At 48.4% G+C, this 25605-nt stretch carries 18 protein-coding genes and 7 tRNA genes; 17 read left to right on the top strand and 8 right to left on the bottom strand.

Annotated features, from left to right (window positions below):
• Positions 1 to 240 precede the first annotated feature (240 nt).
• Both BTA35_RS06455 and BTA35_RS06450 read left to right on the top strand, forming a co-directional pair.
• A complete protein-coding gene (locus tag BTA35_RS06455) occupies positions 241 to 2463 on the top strand; it encodes an OsmC domain/YcaO domain-containing protein (protein WP_078318998.1) in 2223 nt (740 codons plus the stop codon).
• A gap of 15 nt (positions 2464 to 2478) precedes the next feature.
• Positions 2479 to 2946, top strand: a complete 468-nt coding sequence (locus BTA35_RS06450; protein ID WP_139363631.1) for a hypothetical protein — start codon at positions 2479 to 2481, stop codon at positions 2944 to 2946.
• 114 nt (positions 2947 to 3060) lie between these two features.
• Here the strand turns inward: BTA35_RS06450 and BTA35_RS06445 are convergent, their stop codons facing one another.
• From BTA35_RS06445 to BTA35_RS06425, 5 genes are all read right to left on the bottom strand, one after another.
• On the bottom strand, positions 3061 to 3519 hold the full coding sequence (locus BTA35_RS06445; RefSeq protein ID WP_078318996.1) for an NfeD family protein: 459 nt from the start codon (positions 3517 to 3519) through the stop codon (positions 3061 to 3063).
• Between the two features lie 2 nt (positions 3520 to 3521).
• The gene (locus tag BTA35_RS06440; RefSeq protein ID WP_078318995.1) at positions 3522 to 4466 is read right to left on the bottom strand and encodes an SPFH domain-containing protein; all 945 of its coding nucleotides are present in this window, start codon (positions 4464 to 4466) and stop codon (positions 3522 to 3524) included.
• Between the two features lie 205 nt (positions 4467 to 4671).
• Positions 4672 to 7275 (bottom strand): bifunctional aconitate hydratase 2/2-methylisocitrate dehydratase, encoded by a 2604-nt coding sequence (gene acnB, locus BTA35_RS06435; RefSeq protein ID WP_078318994.1) that lies wholly within the window; start codon positions 7273 to 7275, stop codon positions 4672 to 4674.
• 198 nt (positions 7276 to 7473) lie between these two features.
• Positions 7474 to 8190: a UDP-2,3-diacylglucosamine diphosphatase gene (locus BTA35_RS06430; RefSeq protein ID WP_078318993.1), complete on the bottom strand. Its 717-nt coding sequence runs from the start codon at positions 8188 to 8190 to the stop codon at positions 7474 to 7476.
• Positions 8191 to 8383: 193 nt separating this feature from the next.
• Complete coding sequence (locus BTA35_RS06425) at positions 8384 to 8881, bottom strand: peptidylprolyl isomerase (protein ID WP_078318992.1); 498 nt, start codon at positions 8879 to 8881, stop codon at positions 8384 to 8386.
• A 319-nt stretch (positions 8882 to 9200) separates the two neighbouring features.
• Between BTA35_RS06425 and BTA35_RS06420 the strand changes: the two genes are divergently transcribed.
• Positions 9201 to 10883 carry a glutamine--tRNA ligase/YqeY domain fusion protein gene (locus BTA35_RS06420; RefSeq protein WP_078318991.1) on the top strand — a complete coding sequence of 561 codons (1683 nt, stop codon included), beginning with the start codon at positions 9201 to 9203 and terminating at the stop codon, positions 10881 to 10883.
• 5 nt (positions 10884 to 10888) lie between these two features.
• Positions 10889 to 12274 (top strand): cysteine--tRNA ligase, encoded by a 1386-nt coding sequence (gene cysS / locus BTA35_RS06415; RefSeq protein ID WP_078318990.1) that lies wholly within the window; start codon positions 10889 to 10891, stop codon positions 12272 to 12274.
• A 103-nt stretch (positions 12275 to 12377) separates the two neighbouring features.
• On the opposite strand, the gene folD is transcribed toward cysS, so the two are convergent.
• Entirely contained in the window at positions 12378 to 13235 is an 858-nt protein-coding gene (gene folD, locus BTA35_RS06410; RefSeq protein ID WP_078318989.1) for a bifunctional methylenetetrahydrofolate dehydrogenase/methenyltetrahydrofolate cyclohydrolase FolD, read from the bottom strand.
• A 221-nt stretch (positions 13236 to 13456) separates the two neighbouring features.
• On the opposite strand from folD, the gene BTA35_RS06405 reads away from it, so the two are divergent.
• From BTA35_RS06405 to BTA35_RS06345, 13 genes are all read left to right on the top strand, one after another.
• Positions 13457 to 13533, top strand: a tRNA-Pro gene (locus BTA35_RS06405).
• Positions 13534 to 13549: 16 nt separating this feature from the next.
• Positions 13550 to 13626: transfer RNA gene (locus BTA35_RS06400), tRNA-Arg, on the top strand.
• A gap of 47 nt (positions 13627 to 13673) precedes the next feature.
• Positions 13674 to 13749 (top strand) — tRNA-His (locus tag BTA35_RS06395).
• Between the two features lie 60 nt (positions 13750 to 13809).
• A tRNA-Pro gene (locus BTA35_RS06390) sits at positions 13810 to 13886 on the top strand.
• 25 nt (positions 13887 to 13911) lie between these two features.
• A tRNA-His gene (locus BTA35_RS06385) sits at positions 13912 to 13987 on the top strand.
• A gap of 28 nt (positions 13988 to 14015) precedes the next feature.
• Positions 14016 to 14092: transfer RNA gene (locus BTA35_RS06380), tRNA-Pro, on the top strand.
• A gap of 239 nt (positions 14093 to 14331) precedes the next feature.
• Positions 14332 to 15651, top strand: a complete 1320-nt coding sequence (gene tig, locus BTA35_RS06375; protein ID WP_078318988.1) for a trigger factor — start codon at positions 14332 to 14334, stop codon at positions 15649 to 15651.
• A gap of 79 nt (positions 15652 to 15730) precedes the next feature.
• The gene (gene clpP, locus BTA35_RS06370) at positions 15731 to 16348 is read left to right on the top strand and encodes an ATP-dependent Clp endopeptidase proteolytic subunit ClpP (RefSeq protein WP_078318987.1); all 618 of its coding nucleotides are present in this window, start codon (positions 15731 to 15733) and stop codon (positions 16346 to 16348) included.
• Positions 16349 to 16413: 65 nt separating this feature from the next.
• Positions 16414 to 17697, top strand: a complete 1284-nt coding sequence (gene clpX / locus BTA35_RS06365; RefSeq protein WP_078318986.1) for an ATP-dependent Clp protease ATP-binding subunit ClpX — start codon at positions 16414 to 16416, stop codon at positions 17695 to 17697.
• A 220-nt stretch (positions 17698 to 17917) separates the two neighbouring features.
• Positions 17918 to 20341, top strand: a complete 2424-nt coding sequence (lon, locus tag BTA35_RS06360) for an endopeptidase La (RefSeq protein WP_078318985.1) — start codon at positions 17918 to 17920, stop codon at positions 20339 to 20341.
• Positions 20342 to 20458: 117 nt separating this feature from the next.
• Positions 20459 to 20731: a non-specific DNA-binding protein Hbs gene (gene hbs / locus BTA35_RS06355; RefSeq protein ID WP_078318984.1), complete on the top strand. Its 273-nt coding sequence runs from the start codon at positions 20459 to 20461 to the stop codon at positions 20729 to 20731.
• 24 nt (positions 20732 to 20755) lie between these two features.
• Positions 20756 to 20832 (top strand) — tRNA-Asp (locus tag BTA35_RS06350).
• 192 nt (positions 20833 to 21024) lie between these two features.
• On the top strand, positions 21025 to 22884 hold the full coding sequence (locus tag BTA35_RS06345; protein ID WP_078318983.1) for a SurA N-terminal domain-containing protein: 1860 nt from the start codon (positions 21025 to 21027) through the stop codon (positions 22882 to 22884).
• Positions 22885 to 22986: 102 nt separating this feature from the next.
• Here BTA35_RS06345 and BTA35_RS06340 read toward each other — a convergent pair whose 3' ends face one another.
• Both BTA35_RS06340 and BTA35_RS06335 read right to left on the bottom strand, forming a co-directional pair.
• The gene (locus tag BTA35_RS06340) at positions 22987 to 24537 is read right to left on the bottom strand and encodes an ABC transporter ATP-binding protein (RefSeq protein WP_078318982.1); all 1551 of its coding nucleotides are present in this window, start codon (positions 24535 to 24537) and stop codon (positions 22987 to 22989) included.
• Positions 24537 to 25604, bottom strand: a complete 1068-nt coding sequence (locus tag BTA35_RS06335) for an ABC transporter permease (RefSeq protein WP_078318981.1) — start codon at positions 25602 to 25604, stop codon at positions 24537 to 24539. The genes BTA35_RS06340 and BTA35_RS06335 overlap by 1 nt, the downstream gene beginning before the upstream one ends.
• Position 25605: the final 1 nt, after the last annotated feature.

Below are 25605 nucleotides of genomic sequence, written 5' to 3'. Positions count from 1 at the left end.
ACAATCCTTATTTGCCACTTAAAGTACGTGCTGGGTATTAAATGCAATTTTATGCATTGATCTGTGACATGTTTTTATAGTTGCAATAAATTTACACGAATACAGGGCTTGCCGCAAACTTCATTGATGGTATCCCATCGGTAAACGAGGGCGTAAAGCCCAAGACGCAGCCTCTAAAAAATGGATAATAGCGGGCAACCAGCACTTGTGCTAAACCTGCTTTCACGGAGTATTCTTTGCATGCAAATTAATGTTAACTTTCTGGACAATCTCCGCTTAGAAGCCAAGTTCGATGACTTTACCGTCATCGCAGATCAGCCGATCCGCTATAAGGGCGATGGTTCGGCTCCGGGGCCGTTTGATTACTTTCTGGCATCGTCTGCTATGTGCGCTGCTTATTTCGTCAAAGTTTACTGCCTCGCGCGGGATATTCCCACTGATAATATTCGGTTGTCGCAGAACAATATTGTTGACCCCAATAATCGTTATAACCAGATATTTAAGATACAGGTGGAGTTGCCGGAAGATATTTCTGAAAAAGATCGTCAGGGCATTATTCGCTCGATCGACCGTTGCACAGTAAAGAAGGTGGTGCAGACTGGCCCTGAGTTTGTCATCGAGGTCGTGGAAAACCTGGATGAAGATGCCCAGGCACTTCTGATGGCGGATCTGGATGAAAGCGCTAATACCTGTATTCCGGGAAAAGACCTGCCACTGGAAAAGACCATTGCCACCATGACCCGGCTGCTGGCCGATATGGGCATGAAGATTGAGATCACTTCATGGCGAAATATTGTACCGAATGCCTGGTCGCTTAATATCCGGGATGCAGCGTCCCAGATGTGCTTCACCAATGGTAAAGGTGCCACTAAAGAAGCGGCGCTGGCTTCTGCTCTGGGTGAGTTTCTGGAACGCCTGAATTTTAACTTCTTTTATAATGATCAGTATTTTGGTGAAGAGATCGCACACAGCGAATTTGTGCATTATCCGGATGAACAGTGGTTCCAGCCCGGTGATGATGACCGCCTGCCGGAAGAGATTCTTGATGAATATACCCGGGAGATTTATGACCCGGAAGGTGAGTTGCGTGGCTCTAATCTGTTTGATACCAACTCTGGCCGCATGGATCGTGGTATCTGTTCCCTGCCGTTTGAGCGGGTATCTGATGGTGAAACCGTTTATTTTCCCTCCAACCTGATTGAAAACCTCTATCTCAGTAACGGTATGAGCGCCGGTAATACACTGGAAGAAGCGCAGGTTCAGTGTTTATCAGAAATCTTTGAGCGTGCGGTGAAGCGGGAAATTCTGGAGCAGGAGCTGGCGCTGCCGGATGTACCTGAAGCGGTTCTGGCGAAATACCCTCAGATTGTTGAAGGTATTAAAGGGCTGGAAGAGCAGGGCTATCCTGTTCTGGTTAAAGATGCCTCTCTGGGTGGTCAGTTTCCGGTGGCCTGTATCACGCTGATGAACCCGCGTACCGGTGGCGTGCTGACCTCTTTTGGCGGTCACCCGCGTTTTGAGGTGGCCTTTGAGCGCTGCCTGACAGAACTGATGCAGGGGCGGAGCTTTGAAAGTCTTAATGATGTACCAAAGCCAACTTTTGAAAGTAATGCCGTTCGTGAGCCTAACAACTACGTTGAGCATTTTATCGACTCAACCGGCGTAGTTTCATGGCGTTTTTTCAGTGATAAGGCTGATTATGAGTTTTGCGAATGGGACTTTTCACACCGGTTGGAAGACGCTGGTCGACAGAGTAAAAGCTCCAGTGAGGAAGAGGCAAAAACGCTGTTCGCTATTCTTGAGCAGATGGGCAAAGAAGTTTACCAGTCTGTGCGTACGGAACTGGGTGTACCGACCTGCCGTATTCTGGTGCCGGATTATTCTGAGATCTATCCGGTGGAAGATCTGATCTGGGGTAACACTAACAAGGCGCTGAAATTCCGTGAGGATATCCTCAATCTGCACCGTCTGGATGATGAGCAGCTGGAAGCTCTGTTTGAACGTCTGGAAGAGAGTGAAGAGGATGATTACACCGATATTATCACCTTTATCGGTGTTGAATTTGATGAAAATACTGTCTGGGGACAGCTGACCATTCTGGAGCTGAAACTGATGATCTGTCTGGCTCTGGGGGCGCTGGAAGATGCCAAAGAGCTGGTGGATATGTTCCTGCAGTACAACGACAACACCCTGGAACGTGGCCTGTACTATCAGGCCATGGGAGCTGCATTGGACGTTGTGCTGGATGACGAGTTGGAATATGAAGACTTCCGTAACAGTTTCCTCCGTATGTTCGGACAAGAGCGTATGGATGCTGTTGAAGGCTCCATTGAAGGGACGGTGCGCTTCTATGGCCTGACCGAAACCAATATGCAGCTGGAAGGGTTGGAGAAGCATCAGCGTTTAATCGAGAGTTATAAAAAACTACACGCAGCACGGGCTGCCGTTGTGGTGGAAGGCTAGAAAAGGGGCGGTATTATGGAATACTCAATTGATAATATAAGGTCAGTTATAGACTTAAAGCTAAGACAGTTGGCGCAGGAGCTAAGTGTTAATGCGTCTGTATCTGGCCGGATGCTGAGAGTCGTTGATCTGGGTGTTTTACCTTTTTTCCAGACAATTGAGATCTCCTTCCTGTTTGAAGGCGACAAGATCCCTGGTATGGATGAACAGGCCGGTGATGATGAGATTGCTGACTGGCCGTTTTATGATTTATCCGGCATTAACGAAGGCCGCTGGCCGGAAGCAGAGCCTTTGGCTGCTGAGATGTCCGGTATCTGGAACGATAACCCGGATATTGAGCGCTTTCTGAAGGATTTTGCCGCAGCGCTGAAAGCTGAAAAAATGCACGATGCATTATCACCGTTAACTCTGGCGAGTGATTTTACCTTTCAGATTCTCAACCCGGATCAGGATAACAGTCCTAATTACTGTATGGAGCGTTAGCGCTTCTTCTCACCTGAACCGGAAGATGTTTCTTCGCTTGTTAGCTAAGTGCTAAAACCCGGCACAAAGGCACCGACATGATCTTCTGAAGGTCATGTCGGTGGGTTTGTCGGTTTAATCCGCTACAACATCTACCCAAAGTACGCCAACTTCCACCTTGGAAATATAGACATGGCTGCCCTTTGCCAACGGTTGCAGGCTTTTCAGTTTCCAGCTGATACCTGAATACTGGTAGAGCGTCTCACCTTTAATATCGACATCAGACTCCAGAACAAAACTATGATCGGCAAAGTCAGTTTTAACCTGTTTCCCATCGGTTTTTGACTGAGCGATTTTCAGTGGTTTCCAGAGAGCAAGGCTTAGTAGCGCGGTCAGAGCGGCATTTGACCAGAAGGCTGTACTGCCATTGTCAGGCAGTATGCCCGCGGTCATCAGGCCACCGGTGATTAGCAAAGATAAGCCAAAGAAGAAAAGTACAAAGGTTGAGAAACCCAATATGGCAACTTCAATAATCAGCGCCAGTACACCCAAAACCATCAGGGACTCGGCCAGATTCTGCAGCAGAAATTCCATAGTTATGCCTGTTGCTTGCTATTCAGTGAGTTAATGATGGACATAGACGAGGCAACAAGAGCGCTGGCATCGGTTCCGCCATCGGGCAGAAGAACCACAGAGCTTTCTTTGGCGATTGCTTGTTTTGCTTCAATCGCTTTAGTTGCCAGATCCAGTTGAATCGCTTTCTGACCCTGCTCAGTATTTGCCTCTTCACCGACTTTGCGCAGTGCTTCGGCCTGAGCATCTGCTACTGCGAGAATAGCCTCGGCCTCACCATGAGCCTGCAAAATTTGCTCGGTTTTATCGGCTTCAGCAGCCAGTACCTGAGCTTGCTTTTTACCTTCAGCAACATTGATAGCCGCCTGACGGTCACCTTCTGATTCCAAAATCTGGGCGCGCTTAACACGCTCAGCTTTCATCTGGGCTTCCATCGCTTCCATTACCGAATTAGGTGGCACGATATCTTTGATTTCGTAGCGCAATACCTGAATTCCCCAGGGCTCTGATGCCTGGTTGATGGAGGATACAATATTTGCATTCAGAAGATCCCGCTCTTCAAAGGTTTTATCCAGTTCCATTTTGCCGAGTTCAGAACGCATCGTGGTTTGGGCCAGCTGGGTTACCGCAAACACATAGTCGTCGACGCCATAGGTTGCTTTGTAAGGATCCAGTACGCGGAAATATAGCACGCCATCAACAACCAGGGAGATGTTGTCTTTGGTGATTGCACTTTGAGAAGGGACATCAACCGCTTGCTCTTTCAGGCTGCGCTCGGCAGCTATACGGTCGATGAAAGGGATAATAAAGTTCAGCCCGGCTTCTTTGGTGGACTGATACTTACCAAAACGTTCAACCAGCCATGCCTGGTTCTGGGGGACAAATTTAATGCTGCTTTTGATCAGTAGCAACACCAGTATGAGTAGAATAACTTCAAGGGAGAGAAGGGTTTCAAGTAAAAGTTCCATTTAATCAATAGCTCCTGCAGCTAAGTTAGGTAAGCCTGCTATGGTTTTAGCATGGCGGTACCCGATTCTAACACCTGAAAGCTGATAGAGAGGCAATATCATTCGTTTTTATAAAGAGTAAATAAACAGCCTGTTTCTTATGGGCAAAAAAAACCCCGGCAATGCCGGGGTTTTCTGGTTCAGTGCCTTTTCTGACGGGTCAGAATTAAGCTTCCTGAGCCAGTGGGATAAACTTAGAGGCAGCCGCCTGATAGGTGGCGATCTGATCAAAGTTCAGGTAGCGGTATACGTCCTCAGCCATAGTATCCAGCTTCGCAGTATACTCCATGTACTCTTCAACTGTAGGCAGTTTGCCGGTCAGAGCGGCTACAGCAGCCAGCTCAGCAGAAGACAGGTAAACGTTAGCACCAGTACCCAGACGGTTCGGGAAGTTACGGGTAGAGGTCGATACTACAGTGGTGTTGTCGCCAACACGTGCCTGGTTACCCATACACAGAGAGCAACCCGGCATCTCCATACGTGCACCCGCTTTACCGAAGATGTTGTAGTAACCTTCTTCAGTCAGCTGAGCCTGGTCCATCTTAGTTGGCGGCGCGATCCACATGCGGGTAGGCAGTTGCTGACCTGCTGCATCCAGCAGTTTACCAGCGGCACGGAAGTGACCGATGTTGGTCATACAGGAACCGATGAAGACTTCGTCGATCTTCTCGCCAGCCAGCTCAGACAGCAGTTTCACGTCATCCGGATCGTTAGGGCAAGCCAGGATAGGCTCTTTAACTTCATCCAGATCGATTTCGATAACCGCTGCGTATTCTGCATCAGCATCGCCTTCCAACAGCTGAGGGTTCGCCAGCCAGTCTTCCATACCTTTGATACGACGCTCAATAGTACGTACATCGCCGTAGCCTTCTGCAATCATCCACTTCAGCATGGTGATGTTAGAGCGCAGGTATTCTGCGATTGGCTCTTCGTTCAGCTTGATAGAACAAGCGGCTGCAGAACGCTCTGCTGCAGAGTCAGACAGTTCGAACGCCTGCTCAACTTTCAGGTTAGGCAGACCTTCAATTTCCAGAATACGGCCAGAGAAGATGTTCTTCTTACCTGCTTTCGCAACAGTCAGAAGACCTTGCTTGATTGCGAAGTAAGGGATTGCGTTAACCAGGTCACGCAGAGTAACACCAGGCTGCATCTTCTCGCCTTTGAAGCGAACCAGAACAGACTCAGGCATATCCAGAGGCATAACACCCGTTGCTGCAGCGAATGCAACCAGGCCAGAACCTGCTGGGAAAGAGATACCGATAGGGAAGCGGGTGTGAGAGTCACCACCAGTACCTACAGTATCAGGCAACAGCATACGGTTCAGCCAAGAGTGGATTACACCGTCACCAGGGCGCAGAGATACGCCGCCACGGTTCATGATGAAGTCAGGCAGAGTGTGGTGGGTGTTCACGTCCACTGGCTTAGGATAAGCAGCAGTGTGGCAGAAAGACTGCATCGTCAGATCTGCAGAGAAGCCCAGACATGCCAGATCTTTCAGTTCGTCACGGGTCATAGGACCAGTGGTATCCTGAGAACCCACAGTGGTCATCTTAGGCTCTACGTAAGTGCCTGGGCGTACGCCTTCAACACCACACGCTTTACCCACCATTTTCTGAGCCAGAGAGTAACCTTTACCGGTATCTTTCGGCTGCTCAGGGCGTTTGAACAGGTCAGTAGGACCTTTCGCCAGGAATTCACGGGCTTTTTCCGTCAGACCACGACCAATGATCAGTGGGATACGGCCGCCGGCACGAACTTCGTCCAGCAGAACCTGTGTTTTCAGTTTGAAAGTAGAAACAACTTCGTCCGTGCCATGCTTGCACACTTTACCTTCGTATGGGTAAACGTCGATTACGTCGCCCATGTTTAGGTTTTCTACGTCCATTTCGATAGGCAGTGCGCCCGCATCTTCCATTGTGTTATAGAAGATAGGAGCGATCTTGCCGCCGAAGCAGAAGCCACCGGCACGCTTGTTAGGAACATTCGGAATTTCGTCACCGAAGAACCACAAAACAGAGTTAGTCGCGGACTTACGGGAAGAACCGGTACCTACAACATCACCAACGTAAGCAACAGGGTGACCCTGATCCAGCAGTTCACGGATCTGTTTGATTGGGCCTTGAACACCGTGCTCGTCAGGGTTGATGCCATCACGTTCCATCTTCAGCATCGCCATAGCGTGCTTAGGAATGTCAGGACGAGTGAACGCATCCGGTGCAGGAGACAGGTCGTCGGTGTTTGTCTCGCCGGTTACTTTAAATACGCTCAGAGTGATCTTTTCAGCCAGCTCTGGTTTGGAGGTAAACCATTCGCCTTCAGCCCAGGATTCGATAACGCCTTTAGCGATCTCGTTGCCTTCTTTTGCTTTATCAGCAACATCATGGAACGCATCAAACATCAGCAGAGTGTGCTTCAGTTCTTCAGCGGCTGCTTCACCCAGATCTGCATCATCCAGCAGACCCACCAGGGTTTCGATGTTGTAGCCACCCTGCATGGTGCCCAGCAGTTTAATCGCGTGTTTCTTGTCGATCAGTGGAGAGGATGCTTCACCCTTGGCAATGGCAGACAGGAAGCCCGCTTTAACGTATGCAGCTTCGTCTACACCAGGCGGTACGCGATTGGTGATCAGATCCAGGATAAATTCTTCTTCACCTGCTGGTGGTGTTTTCAGCAGTTCAATCAGTTCCGCGGTTTGTTCAGCGTTAAGCGGCTTAGGTACAACACCTTCAGCGGCGCGCTCTTCTACGTGTTTGCGATATGCTTCAAGCACGGTAAGACCCTCATCAGTTTATGCCCCGACTCACAGTAAAAAAGACAGTTTATTACGTGAAATCAAAGCGTTCGATGTATTCATCGACCTTCTTATTCGGTGGCACGATTCTAAATTAAAATGTCGACAATGTTAAGTTGGGTGACAAGGGTATAGAGTTCAACTTTGGTCGTTGATCCTGGTCACTATGTCTGAAATTCAAGCAATATGCGTGAACTGGCATAGTTTAGGGGGGCCGCTATCCTTGATTTCTGCGTACCAGATCTCATGGTCCCAGTCTGAGAGTGTCACCCGTTTATGGCCCTGCTCTGCTACAGCCTGAATACCGGGTTTATGGGTATGACCATGAATAAGGATATCGGTCTGATTCGCTTCAAGCAAAGCGTTAATGGCATCATCATTAAGGTCTGTCAGCTCATAGCCTGCCTGATGCTCTTTGCTTTGCGCCCGTGCCTGCTCAGCAAAGATCATGCGCTCTTCGAGAGTCTTATTGAGAAAATCTTGCTGCCATTGTGGGTTGCGCAGTACTTGTCTGACCTTTTGATATTCCGTATCCGTGGTGCATTCGGCGTCCCCGTGACAGAGAAGAATGTTGGTGCCGGGGAGTTTGTAAGGTTCTTCGATAAGTTGCATTCCCGCCCGTTCGCAGTAATTTTTGCCGACAAGAAAATCCCGGTTGCCAACCATAAAGTAGAGATCGGTTTTGTGATTCTCTTTAAGATCTTTCAGGCGAGCTGCGATCTTATCCGATAGCTCACTGATAGCATCATCTCCGATCCAGTACTCGAAGAAATCACCGAGGATATAGAGCTCGTCGGCCATGGCTGCCTTTTGATCAAGAAAAGCGAAAAACGTTTGGGTGATGGGGGCATTGAGATCTTTTAAGTGTAAGTCTGAGATAAAAAGTTGTTTCATGGCGTTCCGTCACTTTGGCCTGGCGTTGTATTAAAAAGGTATTGCTGATTGCTGATTGCTGATTGCTCTATTGCTGATGCTCTGCGGCTTCTGGTTTTCGGGTAAAAAAAAGAGCCGTGAGTGGCTCTTTTTTTGGCTTTCTTTATTTACCTGGAAGGTAATTAAAACGGCCAGTCTGACAGACGAGGCGGGGTTACGCTTCGATGAGTTCTGCAGATTCGATAATAACAGCCTCAGCCGGAACATCCTGATGTCCCGCTTTAGAGGTTGTTTTGACCTCTTTAATCTGATTGACCACTTCCATGCCTTCCACAACTTTGCCGAATACACAGTAACCCCAGCCCTGCATATCTTTGCTGGTATGGTTCAGGAAGGTGTTGTCCGCAACGTTGATAAAGAATTGGGCAGAAGCAGAGTGAGGGTCCATAGTGCGGGCCATGGCCAGAGTGCCTGTTTCGTTGGACAGGCCATTGTCAGCTTCATTCTCAATAGGGTCGTTAGCTTCTTTTTGCTGCATGTCAGCGTCAAAGCCGCCACCCTGAACCATAAATCCATTAATGACGCGATGGAAAATGGTGCCATTGTAGTGGCCGCTGGTTACATACTCTTCAAAGTTTTTTGCAGTTACCGGCGCTTTCTCATAATTCAGCTCAATTGTAATGTCGCCGAAATTAGTATGCAGAACAATCATGGTATGACCTTATCTCGTTGTTTAATCAGCAAACCCATTCAAAGTGGCTCGCATCATTGATACGTTAAACAGGATGGCTTAATGGCTCCCCGTCACGCTATAATAGCGCTTTTGCGTGTTTGGCAAAAGAATCAGGCTGTTGGTTAGCGAATCAGAAGCGGTTTTACTTTATCTCTGCGCTTTAATTGACAAAATCTGCCTGAATCACCTGACCGCTGAACGGCCATTTTAGGCCCGGGCCTGAATTAACAGCCCAAATAAAAGAACGGGCGCAAGCCCTGAGAAATTCACGCGATTACCCAGAGATTTGCTAAAGATTATGAGCAACACTGAAAACACTCCTGCTCCAAATTTTATTCGTACACTGATTCAGGAAGAGCTGGCTGCTGGTCAGTATGAGCAGATCGTGACCCGTTTTCCGCCAGAGCCGAACGGCTACCTCCATATTGGCCATGCAAAATCCATCTGTCTGAACTTTGGTTTGGCTGAGCAGTTTGACGGAGGGTGTAATCTGCGTTTCGATGATACAAACCCTGAGAAAGAGAGTCAGGAATATATTGACTCCATTAAAGCTGATGTTGAGTGGCTGGGGTTTCAGTGGGCCGGTAATATTCATTTTACATCTGATTATTTTGATCAGCTATATGGCTATGCCGTTGAACTGATCAAATCCGGAAAGGCTTATGTATGTGAACTTAACGCTGAGCAGATGCGTGAATATCGCGGATCACTGACCGAAGCGGGTAAGGATAGTCCGTTCCGTGATCGCTCTGTTGAGGAGAATCTGGATCTGTTTGAGCGTATGCGTGCCGGTGAATTTGATGATGGTGCGAAAGTACTACGGGCTAAAATTGATATGTCAGCACCAAATATCAATCTTCGTGATCCGATTCTCTATCGCATCCGACGTGCTCACCACCACCAGACCGGGGATAAATGGTGCATCTATCCCAGTTATGATTTTGCCCATGGCCAGTCTGATGCGATTGAAGGGGTGACGCACTCTATCTGTACGCTGGAATTTGAAGACCACCGCCCTTTGTACAACTGGTTTATTGAAAACCTGCCGGTACCGTCTCAGCCAAAACAGATTGAATTTTCCCGTTTGAATCTGAACTACACCGTTACCAGTAAGCGTAAGCTGAAGCAGCTAGTGGATGAAGGCCATGTGGCAGGTTGGGATGATCCTCGTATGCCGACCCTGGCTGGACTGCGTCGTCGTGGCTATACCCCGGCATCTCTGCGTAAGTTCTGCGATATGGCAGGTGTAACCCGGAGTGACGGTGTCGTGGATGTAGCTATGCTGTATCACGCTTTACGTGCTGACCTTGAAGAAAATGCACCTCGTGCGATGTGTGTATTAAATCCGATTAAAGTGACCATCACCAACTACCCGGAAGATCAGGTGGAAGAGTTCACGGTTCCGTCTCATCCGGCGAATGAAGCGATGGGCGAGCGTACACTTCCGTTCAGTCGCACTTTGCTGATTGATGCAGAGGACTTTATGGAAGATGCACCGAAAAAATTCTTCCGCCTGACTCAGGGTAAAGAAGTGCGCCTGCGCAACTCATACGTTATTAAATGTGAGGATGTGGTTAAGGACGAGCAGGGCGAAGTGGTTGAGCTTCTGTGTACATACGACCCTGAGACCTTAGGCAAAAATCCGGAAGGGCGTAAGGTAAAAGGCGTTATTCACTGGGTTTCTGAGCCCCATGCTGTGCCTGCTGAAGTACGTCTTTATGAAAACCTTTTTACTGATCCGAATCCTGACAGTAATAAAGAGGTGGACTTTCTGGAATATGTTAATCCTGAGTCTCTGGCCGTGACAACAGGCTATTGTGAGCCTGGTTTACTGACTGCTGCGCCTGAAGATCGTTTTCAGTTTGAGCGTGTTGGCTACTTCTGCGCCGATCGTTTTGATCATGGTAAAGATGACAAATTGGTATTTAACAAGACAGTTGGTCTTAAAGACAGCTGGGCAAAAATTCAGAAGAAGGGATAATTGGAATGTTACAGATCTACAACACCATGACGCGCAAGAAAGAGGTTTTTACACCGATTGAGGCGAACAAGGTACGCATGTATGTCTGTGGCATTACGGTTTATGACCTTTGCCATATTGGTCATGCTCGGGTGATGGTGGGCTTCGATATGATTACCCGCTATCTGCGTCACCGTGGTTACGATGTGAACTATGTGCGTAACATCACCGATGTGGATGATAAAATTATCCGCCGTGCCGGTGAAAACGGTGAGTCTGTTGAGGCTCTGACCGAGCGCATGATTCAGGCGATGCATGATGACGAGGATCGTCTGAATGTACTGCGCCCTGATCATGAACCCCGCGCGACACATCATATGCAGGATATTCTGAATATGGTGCAGACCCTGATCGATAAAGGTTTTGCTTATGCCGCTGAAAATGGCGATGTCTATTATCGGGTTAATAAATTTGAAGGCTACGGTAAGCTGACCAACCGTAATCTGGATGATATGCAGGCCGGTGCTCGGGTTGATGTGCAGGATGCCAAAGAAAATCCGATGGACTTTGTGCTCTGGAAGGCTGCCAAAGAGGGTGAGGTCAGTTGGGAGTCGCCTTGGGGTAACGGGCGTCCGGGCTGGCATATTGAGTGCTCGGCGATGTCCACTTGCTGTTTGGGTAATCATTTTGATATTCATGGCGGCGGACCGGATCTTCCGTTTCCGCATCATGAGAATGAGATCGCCCAGTCGGAAGCGGCTACCGGTGAAACCTATGCGAATACCTGGATGCATGCCGGTGCTGTACGTGTCGATCAGGAAAAAATGTCCAAGTCTTTGGGTAATTTTTTCACCATTCGGGATGTACTGGAAAAGTACAACCCTGAGGTGGTGCGCTACTTCCTGTTATCCAGTCACTATCGCAGTCCGATCAATTACTCGGAGGATGGTTTGAAGTCTGCCCGTCAATCTTTGGAGCGGTTTTATACGGCGCTTCAGGGTGTTGAAACGGCTGTTGTCAAACCTGAGGGCGAGTGGGTTGAACGCTTTAAAACGGCAATGGATGACGATTTTAATACGGCGGAAGCTTTTGCTGTATTGTTTGATCTGGCTAAGCAGCTCAATATTGCCAAAAAAGAGGGTGATGTGGCGGCTGCAACTCAGTTGGCCGGTACACTTCGTCTGTTTGGTGATGTGCTGGGGCTCTTCTGGCAAGATGCAGATGCTTTCCTGAAAGGAGAGGAGCAAAGCGGAGGGTTGACTGAAGAGTATATTGACGCTCAGATCGCAGCCCGTAACCAGGCGCGTAAGAATAAAGATTTTGCTGAATCGGATCGCATTCGTGATGCGCTGGCTGAGCAGGGGATTATTCTGAAAGACTCCCGTGAGGGGACGGCCTGGGTGAGAGAGTAGTCTTACCGGTTTGTTTTTTCTGAACTCAGCACCGAGTGCTGAGGGCGGGTTGTAATGAAAAAAGGGATGCCGGACTGGCATCCCTTTTTTTGAGACTCAAGGCCTACTCGGAGTCATGCATCTCAGCGGCCTGAAGTGTGTTTTCAAGTAGTGCGGCCCGGGTCATCGGGCCAACACCGCCGGGAACCGGAGTGATCCAGCTTGCCCGTGCGGCTGCAGGCTCAAACTCAACGTCGCCAATTAGTTTGCCGTCATCCTGGCGGTTAATGCCAACATCAATAACAATGGCCCCTTCTTTAACCCGCTCGCCTTTAACAAGTCCAGGCTTGCCAACAGCCACAACCAGCACGTCAGCTTCAGAGACTTCCTTTTGCAGGTCTTTGGTGAAGCGGTGGGTTACTGTTACGGTGCAGCCTGCCAGCAGAAGCTCCAGAGCCATAGGTCTGCCAACAATATTGGATGCACCAACAATGGTTGCTTTCAGGCCGTGCATGTCGCGACCTGTGCTATTCAGGAGTGTGATGATTCCTTTGGGCGTGCATGGGCGCAGAACAGGCAGACGCTGCGCCAGTCGGCCCAGATTGTAAGGGTGGAAGCCATCCACATCTTTATTGGGTTGAATCCGTTCCAGGATCAGGTCGGATTTAAGGTGCGCTGGTAAAGGCAGTTGCACCAGAATTCCATCAACTTCAGGATTGCTGTTCAGATCGTCAACCAGTTTCAGTAGCTCATCCTGCGAAGTACTTGCAGGAAGGTCATAAGAAAATGATTTAAAACCCGCTTTTTCGCAGTCAGCTTTCTTGTTGCGTACATAAACTTCCGAGGCCGGATCCTCGCCAACCAATACAACGGCTAAGCCCGGTAGGCGTTTACCATTATCTATACGTTTTTGTACTTTCTCAGAGATAGAATCCCGAATGTTTTGCGCAATCTGTTTGCCATCGATAATTTTGGCGTTCATCGTTTGGAGGTGCTCCTGCCCATACTGTGTGACTGATATATCTATTTTCGCATGTTCATCACTGCGGGGGAATATCCAAGGCTAATGTCTTGTATCTAAATGAAAATCTTAAATTTTTTTAAGATTTTAGTTGACGTAAAATTCTAAGGTGTATAAAATGCGCCGCATGTTGAGACGGCCACTCACTGAAGTCATCGAAACATAGTTAGTCGAAAGTAAGTCGGGATATAGCGCAGTCTGGTAGCGCGCCTGCTTTGGGAGCAGGATGTCGGGGGTTCGAATCCCTCTATCCCGACCATTTTTGGACTTGTAACGCGCCTATAGCTCAACCGGATAGAGCAACGGCCTTCTAAGCCGTAGGTTGCAGGTTCGAGTCCTGCTGGGCGCGCCAGTGTTCAGTTCGGCGGTTGCTGGATGTGTAAGCATTTAGTGTATGTGGTGAGCGTAGCTCAGTTGGTAGAGCCCCGGATTGTGATTCCGGTTGTCGTGGGTTCGAGCCCCATCGTTCACCCCATTTTAAGATTGGATGCTGTTAAGGTGTCAAGGCCTCTGTCAATTAGAGGTGTTTTTAAGTCGGGATATAGCGCAGTCTGGTAGCGCGCCTGCTTTGGGAGCAGGATGTCGGGGGTTCGAATCCCTCTATCCCGACCATTATCGTACTCTTGTATGATTTGTGGTGAGCGTAGCTCAGTTGGTAGAGCCCCGGATTGTGATTCCGGTTGTCGTGGGTTCGAGCCCCATCGTTCACCCCAGTTCTCTTCGGGATCTGGTTTTATATGTCGGGATATAGCGCAGTCTGGTAGCGCGCCTGCTTTGGGAGCAGGATGTCGGGGGTTCGAATCCCTCTATCCCGACCATTTCTCTCTTTCTTCTCTTTTTATTTTCTCTTGATGTAACTCTTTGAATTTTATTGTTTTTATTTACTTTTTAGTGAATAGTGTTACTAGAATGTCTAGAGTTAACATTTTTTGTATTTCTTTTGTCATCTTATGACCTGTAAGAGCGATAACCGCTTGCTTGCGAGTGTTTCTGCTCTTAAAATCTCATTCTTTCAGCTTATCTATAAAGAAGCATTAAAGTATTGCGAGGATTTTTCATGCAAGTTTCCGTTGAAACGACTTCTGGTCTTGAGCGTCGCGTCACAATTCAGGTGCCAGCAGCGCAAATTGATGAAGCAGTTGAGGAGCGTCTGAAACAGACTGCTAAAAGCGCACGTATCAACGGCTTCCGTCGTGGCAAGGTGCCGATGAGTTTTGTTCGTCGCCAGTATGGCAACGAAGTACGTGCAGAGGTTGTTTCTGAAGTTATGCGTACCCAGTACGTTGAAGCGATCACACAGGAAAAACTGAACCCAGCCGGTTACCCTGAAATTGATGCTTCTGTAAATGAAGCAGGCAAAGACCTGGAATTTGTTGCAACTCTGGAAGTTTACCCGGAAGTTGAAGTGGGTTCTGTTGCGGATCTGTCTATTGAGAAGCCTGTTGCTTCAGTTTCTGACGAAGATCTGGACAAAATGATTGAAGTTCTGCGTGAGCAACAAGCTAAGTGGAACGAAGTTGATCGTGCCGCTACCGAGCAGGATCAGGTGAATATCGATTTTGAAGGCTTTATCGATGGTGAAGCATTCGAAGGTGGTAAAGCAGAAGGTCACGACCTGGGTCTGTCTTCCGGTACGTTTATCCCTGGTTTTGAAGCACAGCTGGTGGGTGCTAAAGCCGGAGAAGAGAAAGATGTAAACGTTACTTTCCCTGAAGATTACCAGGCTGAACAGCTGAAAGGTAAAGATGCAGTATTCAAAGTTAAAGTGAATAAAGTATCTGAGCAACAGAAGCCTGAACTGGATGATGACTTCTTCAAGCTTTATGGCGTAGAAGAAGGTGGTCTGGAAGCGTTCCGTGCTGATGTTAAGAAAAACATGGAGCGTGAACTGGAGCAGACTGTTAAGAGCAAGGTCAAAGAGCAGGTTGTTACCGCTCTGGTTGAACGTAACGAGTTCGATGTGCCTAAAGCTCTTGTCAGCAATGAGATTGATGCTCTGCGCCAACAGGCGGTACAACAATTCGGTGGCCCATCTAACTTTGATGCTTCTGCGTTGCCGGCAGAGTTGTTCCAGGAACAAGCTGAAAAGCGTGTTAAGCTGGGTCTGCTGATGGCTGCTGTTGTTGAAGCGAAAGAGCTGAAAGCTGACGATACGGCACTTCGTGCTTATGTTGAGAAACTGGCTGAGTCTTACCAGGATCCTCAGCAGGTTGTCGATTACTACATGAACAATGAGCAGATGCGTCAGCAACTGGAATCGGCAGTTCTGGAAGAGCAGGTTGTTGAAAATCTGCTGAATGAAGCAACTGTAAATGAAGTAGCAATGTCCTACGATGATGCTATTAAGCCAGCTGAGCAGAATGCTGAAGCCGCTTAATCCGCAAAGATCGTTTTGACGACTTCATAGCCTGGCCTCTATTATGGGGGTCAGGCATTTTTACGAAGGGTATATGCATATGAGCAATCCGCACGAGATTATGAATTCTGGCCTGGTGCCAATGGTTGTTGAGCAATCATCACGGGGCGAACGTGCATACGATATCTATTCACGTCTTTTAAAAGAGCGTGTTATTTTTCTTGTGGGCCCTGTTGAAGATCACATGGCCAATTTAGTCGTCGCTCAATTGCTGTTTTTAGAGTCAGAAAATCCGGATAAAGACATTCATCTGTATATCAACTCCCCAGGTGGATCTGTGACGGCTGGTATGTCTATTTATGACACCATGCAGTTTATCAAGCCGGATGTCAGTACTATGTGCATCGGCCAGGCTGCCAGCATGGGCGCTCTTCTGCTAGCCGGTGGCGCGGAAGGTAAGCGTTATTGTCTGCCTCACTCCCGAATGATGATTCATCAGCCGCTGGGCGGCTTTCAGGGACAGGCAACAGATATTGAAATTCATACTCGTGAAATTCTGACAATTCGCGAGAAACTGAATAAAGTCCTTTCCCATCACACGGGCAAGCCGATCGATGAGATCGCTAAAGATACTGACCGTGATAACTTTATGGATGGTGAGACGGCAGTAGAATATGGGCTGATCGATAAAGTTCTGGATCAGCGAGCGCAGGGCTGATTAAGCACTGTTGAATTTTAGTGGTGGCCCGAGGGTTGCCATGATTAAGTAAACCGAGGTAACGAATGGGCCAAAATGATTCCGGTAATGATGGCGGCAAGCTGTTGTACTGCTCATTCTGCGGAAAAAATCAGAATGAAGTTCGCAAGCTGATTGCCGGCCCTTCTGTTTATATCTGCGATGAATGCGTTGACCTGTGCAATGATATTATTCGCGAAGAGATCGCGGAAGACACCCCAGAGACTGAATCTGAGCGCCTTCCTGTACCGCAAGAGATTCGCTCAACTCTCGATGATTATGTTATTGGACAGCCAAAAGCTAAGATGACGCTGTCTGTTGCTGTTTATAATCATTATAAGCGCCTGCGTCACGGTGGTCGGGCTAAGAGTGATGTTGAGCTTGGCAAAAGTAATATTCTGCTGATCGGGCCTACCGGTAGTGGTAAAACCTTGCTGGCAGAGACTCTGGCACGCCAGTTAAATGTTCCTTTTACCATTGCTGATGCTACGACACTCACTGAGGCTGGCTATGTCGGTGAAGATGTTGAGAACATTATTCAGAAATTGCTCCAGAAGTGCGATTACGACGTAGAGAAAGCCCAGCGAGGTATCGTTTATATCGATGAGATCGATAAGATCTCCCGTAAATCCGATAACCCGTCGATCACCCGTGATGTTTCCGGTGAGGGTGTTCAGCAGGCATTGCTGAAGCTGATTGAAGGCACGGTTGCTTCTGTGCCGCCTCAAGGTGGTCGCAAGCATCCGCAGCAGGAGTTTTTGCAGGTTGATACCTCAAATATTCTGTTCATCTGTGGTGGTGCTTTTGCCGGACTTGAAAAAGTAATCCAGGAGCGTTCATCCAAAGGAGGTATCGGTTTCTCAGCTGAGGTACAAAGCAAAGAAATTGATAAGTCTGTTGGTGCTATGCTGCAGGATGTTGAGCCGGAAGATCTTGTTCGTTTTGGTTTAATCCCCGAGTTTGTGGGGCGTCTGCCTGTTGTTGCAACGTTGCAGGAACTGGACGAAGAAGCACTGGTCAAAATTCTGAGTGAACCTAAGAATGCACTGACCAAGCAGTATGCTAAACTATTCGAAATGGAAGATGTTGAGCTGGAGTTTCGTAGTGAAGCTCTTAAAGCTGTGGCTCAGAAAGCGATGGAGCGTAAAACAGGGGCCCGAGGCCTGCGTTCTATTCTGGAGTCTGTGCTTCTGCCGACCATGTATGATATCCCTTCTGCGCAAGGGGTCAGCAAAGTTGTTGTTGATGATAATGTCATTAACGGTGAATCAGAACCTCTGCTGATTTACAGCAATGATGATACTGATCTGGCTTCTGGTGATAAGGGCTAAATTCAGTACTCTAAAGGGGCCCTCTGGGCCCTTTTTTTTTGATTTCATATCGCTCAGCTTGCGTAGGGCAAATAGTTGCTGTCGTATTAGAGTGAAGCTGCGCATTATTTTCTAAGTCAGATCAAAGGGTTGTATTATTTATTTACGGCCCCATCTGCAAAAGATAAGTTTTTAACGTATTGGATTGGCCGGTACGTTCCGGTTTAGAGGTGGTTCTGCTATGGAGCAGAAACAAGCAAACGAAGTATTAGATACGCAGACCTTACCGCTTTTACCTTTGCGGGATGTGGTGGTTTTTCCACAGATGGTTCTGCCTTTATTTGTGGGGCGTGAGCGCTCAATTCAGGCGCTTGAAGCCGCTATGGCTGATGGTAAGAAAGTCTTTCTGGCGGCACAGAAAGAAGCGGGTGTTGATGAGCCTTCCTCCGGCGATCTATATCGTGTTGGTACAGTGGCCTCAGTACTCCAGCTGCTTAAGCTTCCTGACGGCACAGTTAAGGTATTGATTGAAGGGGAAGCCCGGGCTGAACTTAACCAGATTAACGATACTGGAGACTTTCTTGAGGCTGAAGTTTCTTTGCATGGGTTGGATGCACTAAGCGAGCGCGAGTCAGAGAGCTTGTGCCATGTACTGATGAATCAATTTGAACAGTACACCAAGCTCAGTAAAAAGGTTCCGGCAGAAGTTCTGACATCACTGAAAAACATCACAGACCCAAGTCGGCTGGTTGATACGATGTCAGCACACCTTTCTCTGAATGTTGCTGAAAAACAGAAGTTGCTCGAATCTGCAAGTGTGCGGGATCGCATTGAGCAGCTGATGACCTATATCGAAACTGAGATAGATCTGCTTGAAGTTGAGAAGCGCGTTCGTGGCCGCGTTAAGCAGCAGATGGAGAAAAATCAGCGTGAGTACTATCTGAACGAACAGATGAAAGCGATTCAGAAAGAGATGGGTGACCTGGAAAATGGGGCATCTGAAGCTGATGAGCTGGCTGACCGGATTGAGAAAGCCGGGATGCCAAAAGACGCAAAAGAGAAGGCATCTGCTGAGCTTAAAAAGCTGAAGATGATGTCGACTATGTCTGCAGAAGCAACTGTGGTGCGTAGTTATATTGACTGGATGGTAAGCCTGCCGTGGAAGAAACGCTCTAAAGTTTCCCATGATATGGAGAAGGCAGAAGAAGTTCTTGAAGCAGACCATTATGGTCTGGAAGAAGTGAAAGAGCGAATTCTGGACTACCTGGCGGTACAGAAGCGTGTTAAGAAGCTGAAAGGCCCTGTACTTTGTTTAGTGGGGCCTCCGGGTGTCGGTAAGACCTCCCTTGGGCAGTCTATCGCCAAAGCCACCAACCGCAAATATGTGCGCATGGCGTTAGGTGGAGTACGTGATGAGTCTGAGATTCGGGGTCACCGACGCACTTATATCGGCTCTATGCCCGGTAAGCTGTTGCAGAAGATGTCTAAAGTTGGCGTGAAAAACCCACTCTTCCTGTTGGATGAGATTGATAAAATGGGTATGGATCACCGTGGTGATCCGGCTTCGGCACTGTTAGAGGTGTTAGATCCAGAGCAAAACAGCAAGTTTAATGATCACTATCTGGAGGTGGATTACGATCTGTCCGATGTGATGTTTGTTTGTACCTCTAACTCGATGAATATTCCGGGCCCTTTGCTGGATCGTATGGAGGTGATCCGTCTGCCGGGTTATACCGAAGATGAGAAGCTGGCAATTTCAGAGCGTTATTTAGTCAAAAAACAGTTTGAGCGGAACGGTCTCACAGAAAAAGAGCTTTCTTTTGACAAGGATGCCCTGCTTGAGTTGATCCGCTATTACACCCGTGAAGCAGGCGTGCGTGCTCTTGAGCGTGAGATCGCTAAAGTTTGTCGTAAAGCGGTGCGTGAAATTATCAAGCGTGGCTCAGAAGGCTTCAGTGAACCGATTGTACTGACTCAGGAAAAAATTGAAGAATACTGCGGGGTTCGAAAGTTCAGTTATGGACTGGCTGATGAAGATAATCAGGTGGGTCGTGTTACAGGACTTGCCTGGACGCAGGTTGGTGGTGAACTGCTGAACCTTGAAGCGGCTTCGGTTCCGGGTAAAGGTCGCACGATTCATACCGGTTCCCTGGGGGACGTGATGAAGGAGTCTATCCAGGCAGCAATGACCGTTGTCCGTGGCCGTGCTCAGGGCTGGGGTATTGACCCGCAGTTTTATGAAAAATGTGATATTCATGTTCATGTGCCAGAGGGTGCCACTCCAAAAGATGGCCCAAGTGCTGGTATTGGTATGTGTACTGCTCTGATCTCTGTGCTTTCGGGAATTCCGGTTAAAAGTACAGTGGCGATGACAGGTGAGATTACACTTCGCGGTGAAGTTCTGCCAATTGGTGGCCTGAAAGAAAAATTGCTGGCGGCCCGTCGTGGTGGTATAAAAACGGTAGTTATTCCTGAAGAGAACCGTAAGGATCTGAAAGAAGTTCCTGATTCTATTAAAGGGGAGCTTGACATTCGCCCTGTGAAATGGATCGATGAGGTACTGGAGGTTGCTTTGGCAGAAGAGCCAGTGCCTTTTGTCGCTCCTTTGGTCCAGGAAGAGGCCGCACAGGGAAAAGATAAAGGTTCTCAGGCAAGTACTCATTAGATTACTTGACGCTACGAAGGTGTATTGGTATAAATTGCGCCTGTTTTTTTGCGTAAGCCACCAATAATCTGCGCATTTGTTTTTGGCCGTATTGGCCGTATTGTTAAGGGGTGAAGAGTGAATAAGTCTGAACTGATTGATGCGATTGCAGCGTCTGCTGATATTCCTAAAGCTGCTGCCGGTCGTGCACTGGACGCAATGATCGAAACTGTTTCTGAATCTCTGCAAAAGGGTGATTCAGTAGTATTGGTTGGCTTTGGTACTTTCTCTGTAAAAGAGCGTGCAGCCCGTACGGGTCGTAACCCTCAAACAGGTGATCCAATCGAGATTAAAGCAGCAAAAGTTCCTAGCTTTAAGCCAGGTAAAGCTTTAAAAGATGCTGTAAACTAAGATATACTTTAGTTTAAGAGATTTGGATCGGTAGTTCAGTTGGTTAGAATACCGGCCTGTCACGCCGGGGGTCGCGGGTTCGAGTCCCGTCCGATCCGCCAAATCGAAAAAAGCACATCTTCGGATGTGCTTTTTTTTTATCTGAAAACGGAACCATCAGGCCTGCAACTTTTTAATCCTATGAATTTGTTCGGCTATTTATTGTCTCAGCATTTTGTATTGCTGCTCAGGCAGTTATAATCAGGCTAATTTAAGCTTAAGAATTCACATTAAAACCCACAAGAGACATTTAAATGCTTCAGAACATCAGGGACAAGTCATCCAGCTGGGTGGTAAAAGTCATCGTAGGTTTTATCATTTTGACCTTTGCGATGTTTGGTCTTGACGCCATTGTTGGTGCATTCACCGGGGGTGGCGATGAAGTTGCTACCGTTAATGACAGCAAAATCAGCCGCTATGAGCTGGAGATCTCCACTCAGCGTCAGGTTCGCCAGGTTCTCTCTCAAATGGGGCCGGATGCGGACCCTTCTGAGTTAAATGAAAATCTGATTCGTCAGCGAGCTCTGCAGACACTAGTGAATCGCGAAGCTGCACTTCAGGCTGCAGAAGAGGGTGGCCTGACGGTGAGTGAGTTACAGATTGACCGCTTGATTCTGGCGACGCCTGAATTCCGGGGGCCGGATGGTCAGTTCAGCGCTGATCAGTTTCAGGTGATGTTACGAAATGTAGGACTTGCTCCCCGTCAGTTCCGTGAAGAGCTTCGTAAAGATGTACTGATTAATCAGTTACAGGGTGGTGTCAGCCTGAGCGAATTTATGCCTGAGAAATATATTCGTCAGGTCATTGCTCTGGACAGTCAGACCCGTGATCTGCGTTATATCGCTTTAAAAGCAGACCAGCAGAAGGGCGTTTCGGTCTCTGAGGCGGAAATAGAAACCTACTATCAGAACAACCAGTCTTCCTTTGCTCTGCCAGAGCGCGTAAAACTGAACTATATCCGAATCAGTCAGGATGATTTTATGTCTGATACTGAGGTATCGGAAGAGGCACTGCAGAGCGCTTATGCCAGCTATCAACAGCGTAATGCGGGCCAGGCAAGTTATTATGCGTCCCATATTTTACTGGATACTGATAGTCGTTCAGAAGATGAAGCTGTCGCTGAGCTTGAGAAAATTAAGGCACGTGTAGAGCAAGGTGAATCCTTTGCTGCACTGGCAAAAGAATTTTCTGAGGATGTGGGCTCTTCCGCAGATGGTGGTAAGTTGGGACTTGTTGAGCCCGATAGCTTTGATGCTGATTTTGAGAATGCTCTTTTTGCACTGGAAGAGGGTGGTGTTTCAGAACCTGTGATCACAGAGTTTGGAGCCCATCTGGTTTATCTTGACAAAAAAGAGACTGTAAAACAGGCGTCTTATGAGGAGATGCAGCCCGTCTTGTTGGCTGATCTGAAAGCGAAAAAAGCGGCAGATAAGTATCTGTTGATGACCGAAGAGCTGGCAAACGCAAGTTTTGCTTCTCAAGATCTTCAGGAACCTGCTTCTGAGCTGAATCTGACCGTTGAATCTACCGACTTTTTCTCTGTTCAGGGTGGCGAAGGTGTTGCTTCTCATCCTGCGGTAGTTCGCGCTGCCTTTTCTGATCTGGTGAAAGAGGAAGGCTCAAACAGTGACCTTATTGAGCTTGATGATCACAATGCCGTGGTGATTCGTGCGGTAGATGTAAAAGCACCTTCGATTCGCCCTCTGGTGGACGTCTCTGAGCAGATTCGTCAGACTCTGATGATCGAGAAGCAGGTTGCCGCGGTAGAAAAAGTGGCCGCAGAGCTGATCGAGAAATCTGAAGCATCAGATCTGGCTGAAGCTGCTACAGCCTCGAATTATGCCGTCACATCTGCTGAGGCTGTATCACGCGTGTCACAGGAAATCCCACGTGCAGTGGTTCAGCAGGCTTTTGCACAGCCTGAAGGCCGTGTTGAGAAGGTGGTTGCAGGGGATACTGTTTATCTGGTTCAGGTAACAGGTATTGAGCAGCCGGAGATGTCAGAAGAGATTGTTGCTTTCTATCAGCAAGCTATTCAGCTGTCCCAGGCCCGTAACACGACTCAGCAACTTCGGGCAGCCATTACTGGCAAAGCTGAAGTGACGTACCTGTAACAATCTGAATAACAGCGTGACAAATGCCGGGGTCAGGCTTAGGCTGGCTCCGCCTTGATGAACATAAAAAAGGAAGCCGTAGTGGCTTCCTTTTTTTGTTTCTCAGGCTGGTATGTGAGTGCTTTCCCCATCAAGATGAATCACCTTATGGCACATGGATTGAGTGATAGCTGGATCATGAGTAATCAATATATAGCTGATGTGATGCCTGGTCTGAAGCGATTTCAGGAGTTCCACCACCTGTTTTTGTACGCTTTTATCCAGAGCTGATGTGGGTTTATCCAGAATGATCAGCTTGGGACGAAGGATCAGTGCCCGGGCGATAGCCACCCTTTGACGTTGTCCTCCTGAAAATTCGTGAAGGTAGCGATGCCGGGTATCCGGATCAAGGCCAACCTCTTGCATAACGTTTATGACTGCCGTTTTAATTTCTGAATCTGATGCTGGGTAGTGTACTTTTAATCCCTCAGCAATAATGTCACCTACGGCCATACGTGGGCTAAGGCTGCCAAAAGGATCCTGTAGAACGACCTGGATTTTCTTCCTGATTTCTCTTAGTGCTTCAGGTGAAAGCTGATTAAGATCCTGTCCATCAAAGCGGATTTCACCCTGGCTGTCTATGAGGCGGAGAATCGCCATTCCAAGTGAGGTTTTTCCAGAGCCACTAGCCCCCAGAAACCCGATACACTCTCCCTGGCAAAGGTCAAATTCGGCACCGGTTACTGCTTTGATGTGACCGGTTACTCGCTTCAGAAGGCCTGTTCGGATTGGGTACCAGACATTGAGTTGCTTAACGGTGAGTAGGCTTTGTGCATCGGGCTCCAGAGGAACAGGTTTTCCATCAGGATCAGCGGCGAGAAGCATTTGGGTATACTCCTGTTTCGGATCAGAAAAAACAGATCCGGTATCGGCCGTTTCAATAACTTTGCCCTGTTGCATGACGCACACCCGATCTGCGTAGTCGCGAACGATATTCAGATCGTGGGTGATCAGAAGAACTGCCATCTGGTACTTCTTCTGTAGCGCTTGAATAAGGTCCAGAATCTGCTTCTGAATCTGCTGATCCAATGCGGTTGTAGGTTCGTCGGCAATCAGGAGATCCGGCTCGTTAGCTATCGCCATGGCGATCATCACCCGTTGGCGCTGTCCGCCAGAGAGTTGGTGCGGCAGGGCATGATAGCGCTGTTCCGGGTGCTCGATACCGACTTCCTTCAACCGCTTTACGGTTTCGTCAAACAGCTCATGTTTGCTAAGAGGGCGGTGCAGCCGGATGACTTCTGAGATCTGCTTGCCGATACTGTGCAGGGGGTTCAGGGATGACATTGGCTCCTGAAAAATCACTGAAATACGGTTACCCCGCAGGGCCATCAGCTGCTTTTCATTAAGTTGGCTCATATCTTCGCCGTCAAACCAGACTTGTCCATTGAGCTGCTGGGCTGCAGAGGGTAGCAGGCGCGGAACGCTCAGGGCTGACAGGGACTTGCCTGAGCCACTTTCTCCGACGATACCAAGAGTTTCACCTCGTTGTACGTAAAATGAGACCTGATCGACAACCGGATTCCTGGGGTCAAAAGCCAATGTCAGCTGTTCAACCTGAAGTAACGGGGCTTCAGCACTGTCTGATGTTACGGTTTGTTGTTCGGAACAACTCATTACAGACCTCCCGTATGGCGTGGGTCGAAGGCATCCCGCACGCCTTCACCGATAAATACCAGTAGTGTCAACATGCCGGAAAGCACCACAAAAGCGGTGATGCCTAGCCAGGGAGCGTGCAGATTAGATTTGCCCTGAGCGACCAGCTCACCCAAAGAGGGTGAGCCCGGGGGAAGGCCAAAGCCAAGAAAGTCCAGAGCTGTCAGAGTGGTTACGCCACCGGTAAATATGAAGGGCATAAAGGTCATGGTGGCGACCATGGCATTAGGCAACATGTGCCGCCACATAATCAGTCTGTTGGGCACACCCAGTGCTTTAGCGGCCATAATGTATTCAAGGTTACGACAGCGTAGAAACTCGGCCCGAACAACGTCCACCAGCGCCATCCAGCTAAACAGCAGCATAATACCCAGTAGCCACCAGAAGTTGGGCTCAACAATGCTGGAGAGAATAATCAGGATAAACAGCGTTGGTAGTCCTGACCAGATCTCGATAAAACGTTGGCCAAACAGGTCAATTTTGCCACCAAAGAAGCCCTGAATCGCACCGACAAAAACGCCGACAATGGTACTGCCAATCGTCAGGGTAATGGCAAATAGCAGAGAGATACGGAAACCATAAATAACCCTTGCCAGTACATCACGTCCCTGGTCGTCGGTGCCCAGCCAGTTTTCACTTGTTGGCGGGCTTGGGGCTGGCTGGTCCAGCTGATAATTGATGGTGTCGTAACTGAAAGGGATCAGTGGCCAGAGTATCCAGCCTTTTTCTTCAATCAGCTCCTGAATATAGGGATCTGTGTATTCCGCTTCGGTGGTGAAGTCACCACCAAAACGGGTCTCAGGGTAAACCTCCAGGACAGGTACAAACCATTCGCCCTGATAGCGGATCAGCAGAGGCTTGTCATTTGCAACCACTTCAGCAAACAGGGTCAGTACAAACAACAGGCTGAATATAATCAGAGCCCAGTAGCTGCGTCGGTTCTGCCGGAAACTTCTGATACGTCGCTGGGTAATTGGTGAGGGCTGCCAGCGCTGCTTTTTTTGTGATGTTGTATTTGTCAGGCTCATA

Source organism: Oceanospirillum linum, assembly GCF_001995095.2.
Taxonomy (GTDB): Bacteria; Pseudomonadota; Gammaproteobacteria; order Pseudomonadales; family Halomonadaceae; genus Oceanospirillum; species Oceanospirillum linum.
The sequence above is the reverse complement of the archived record's forward strand: the minus strand, read 5'-3'. Positions and strand labels throughout refer to the sequence as shown.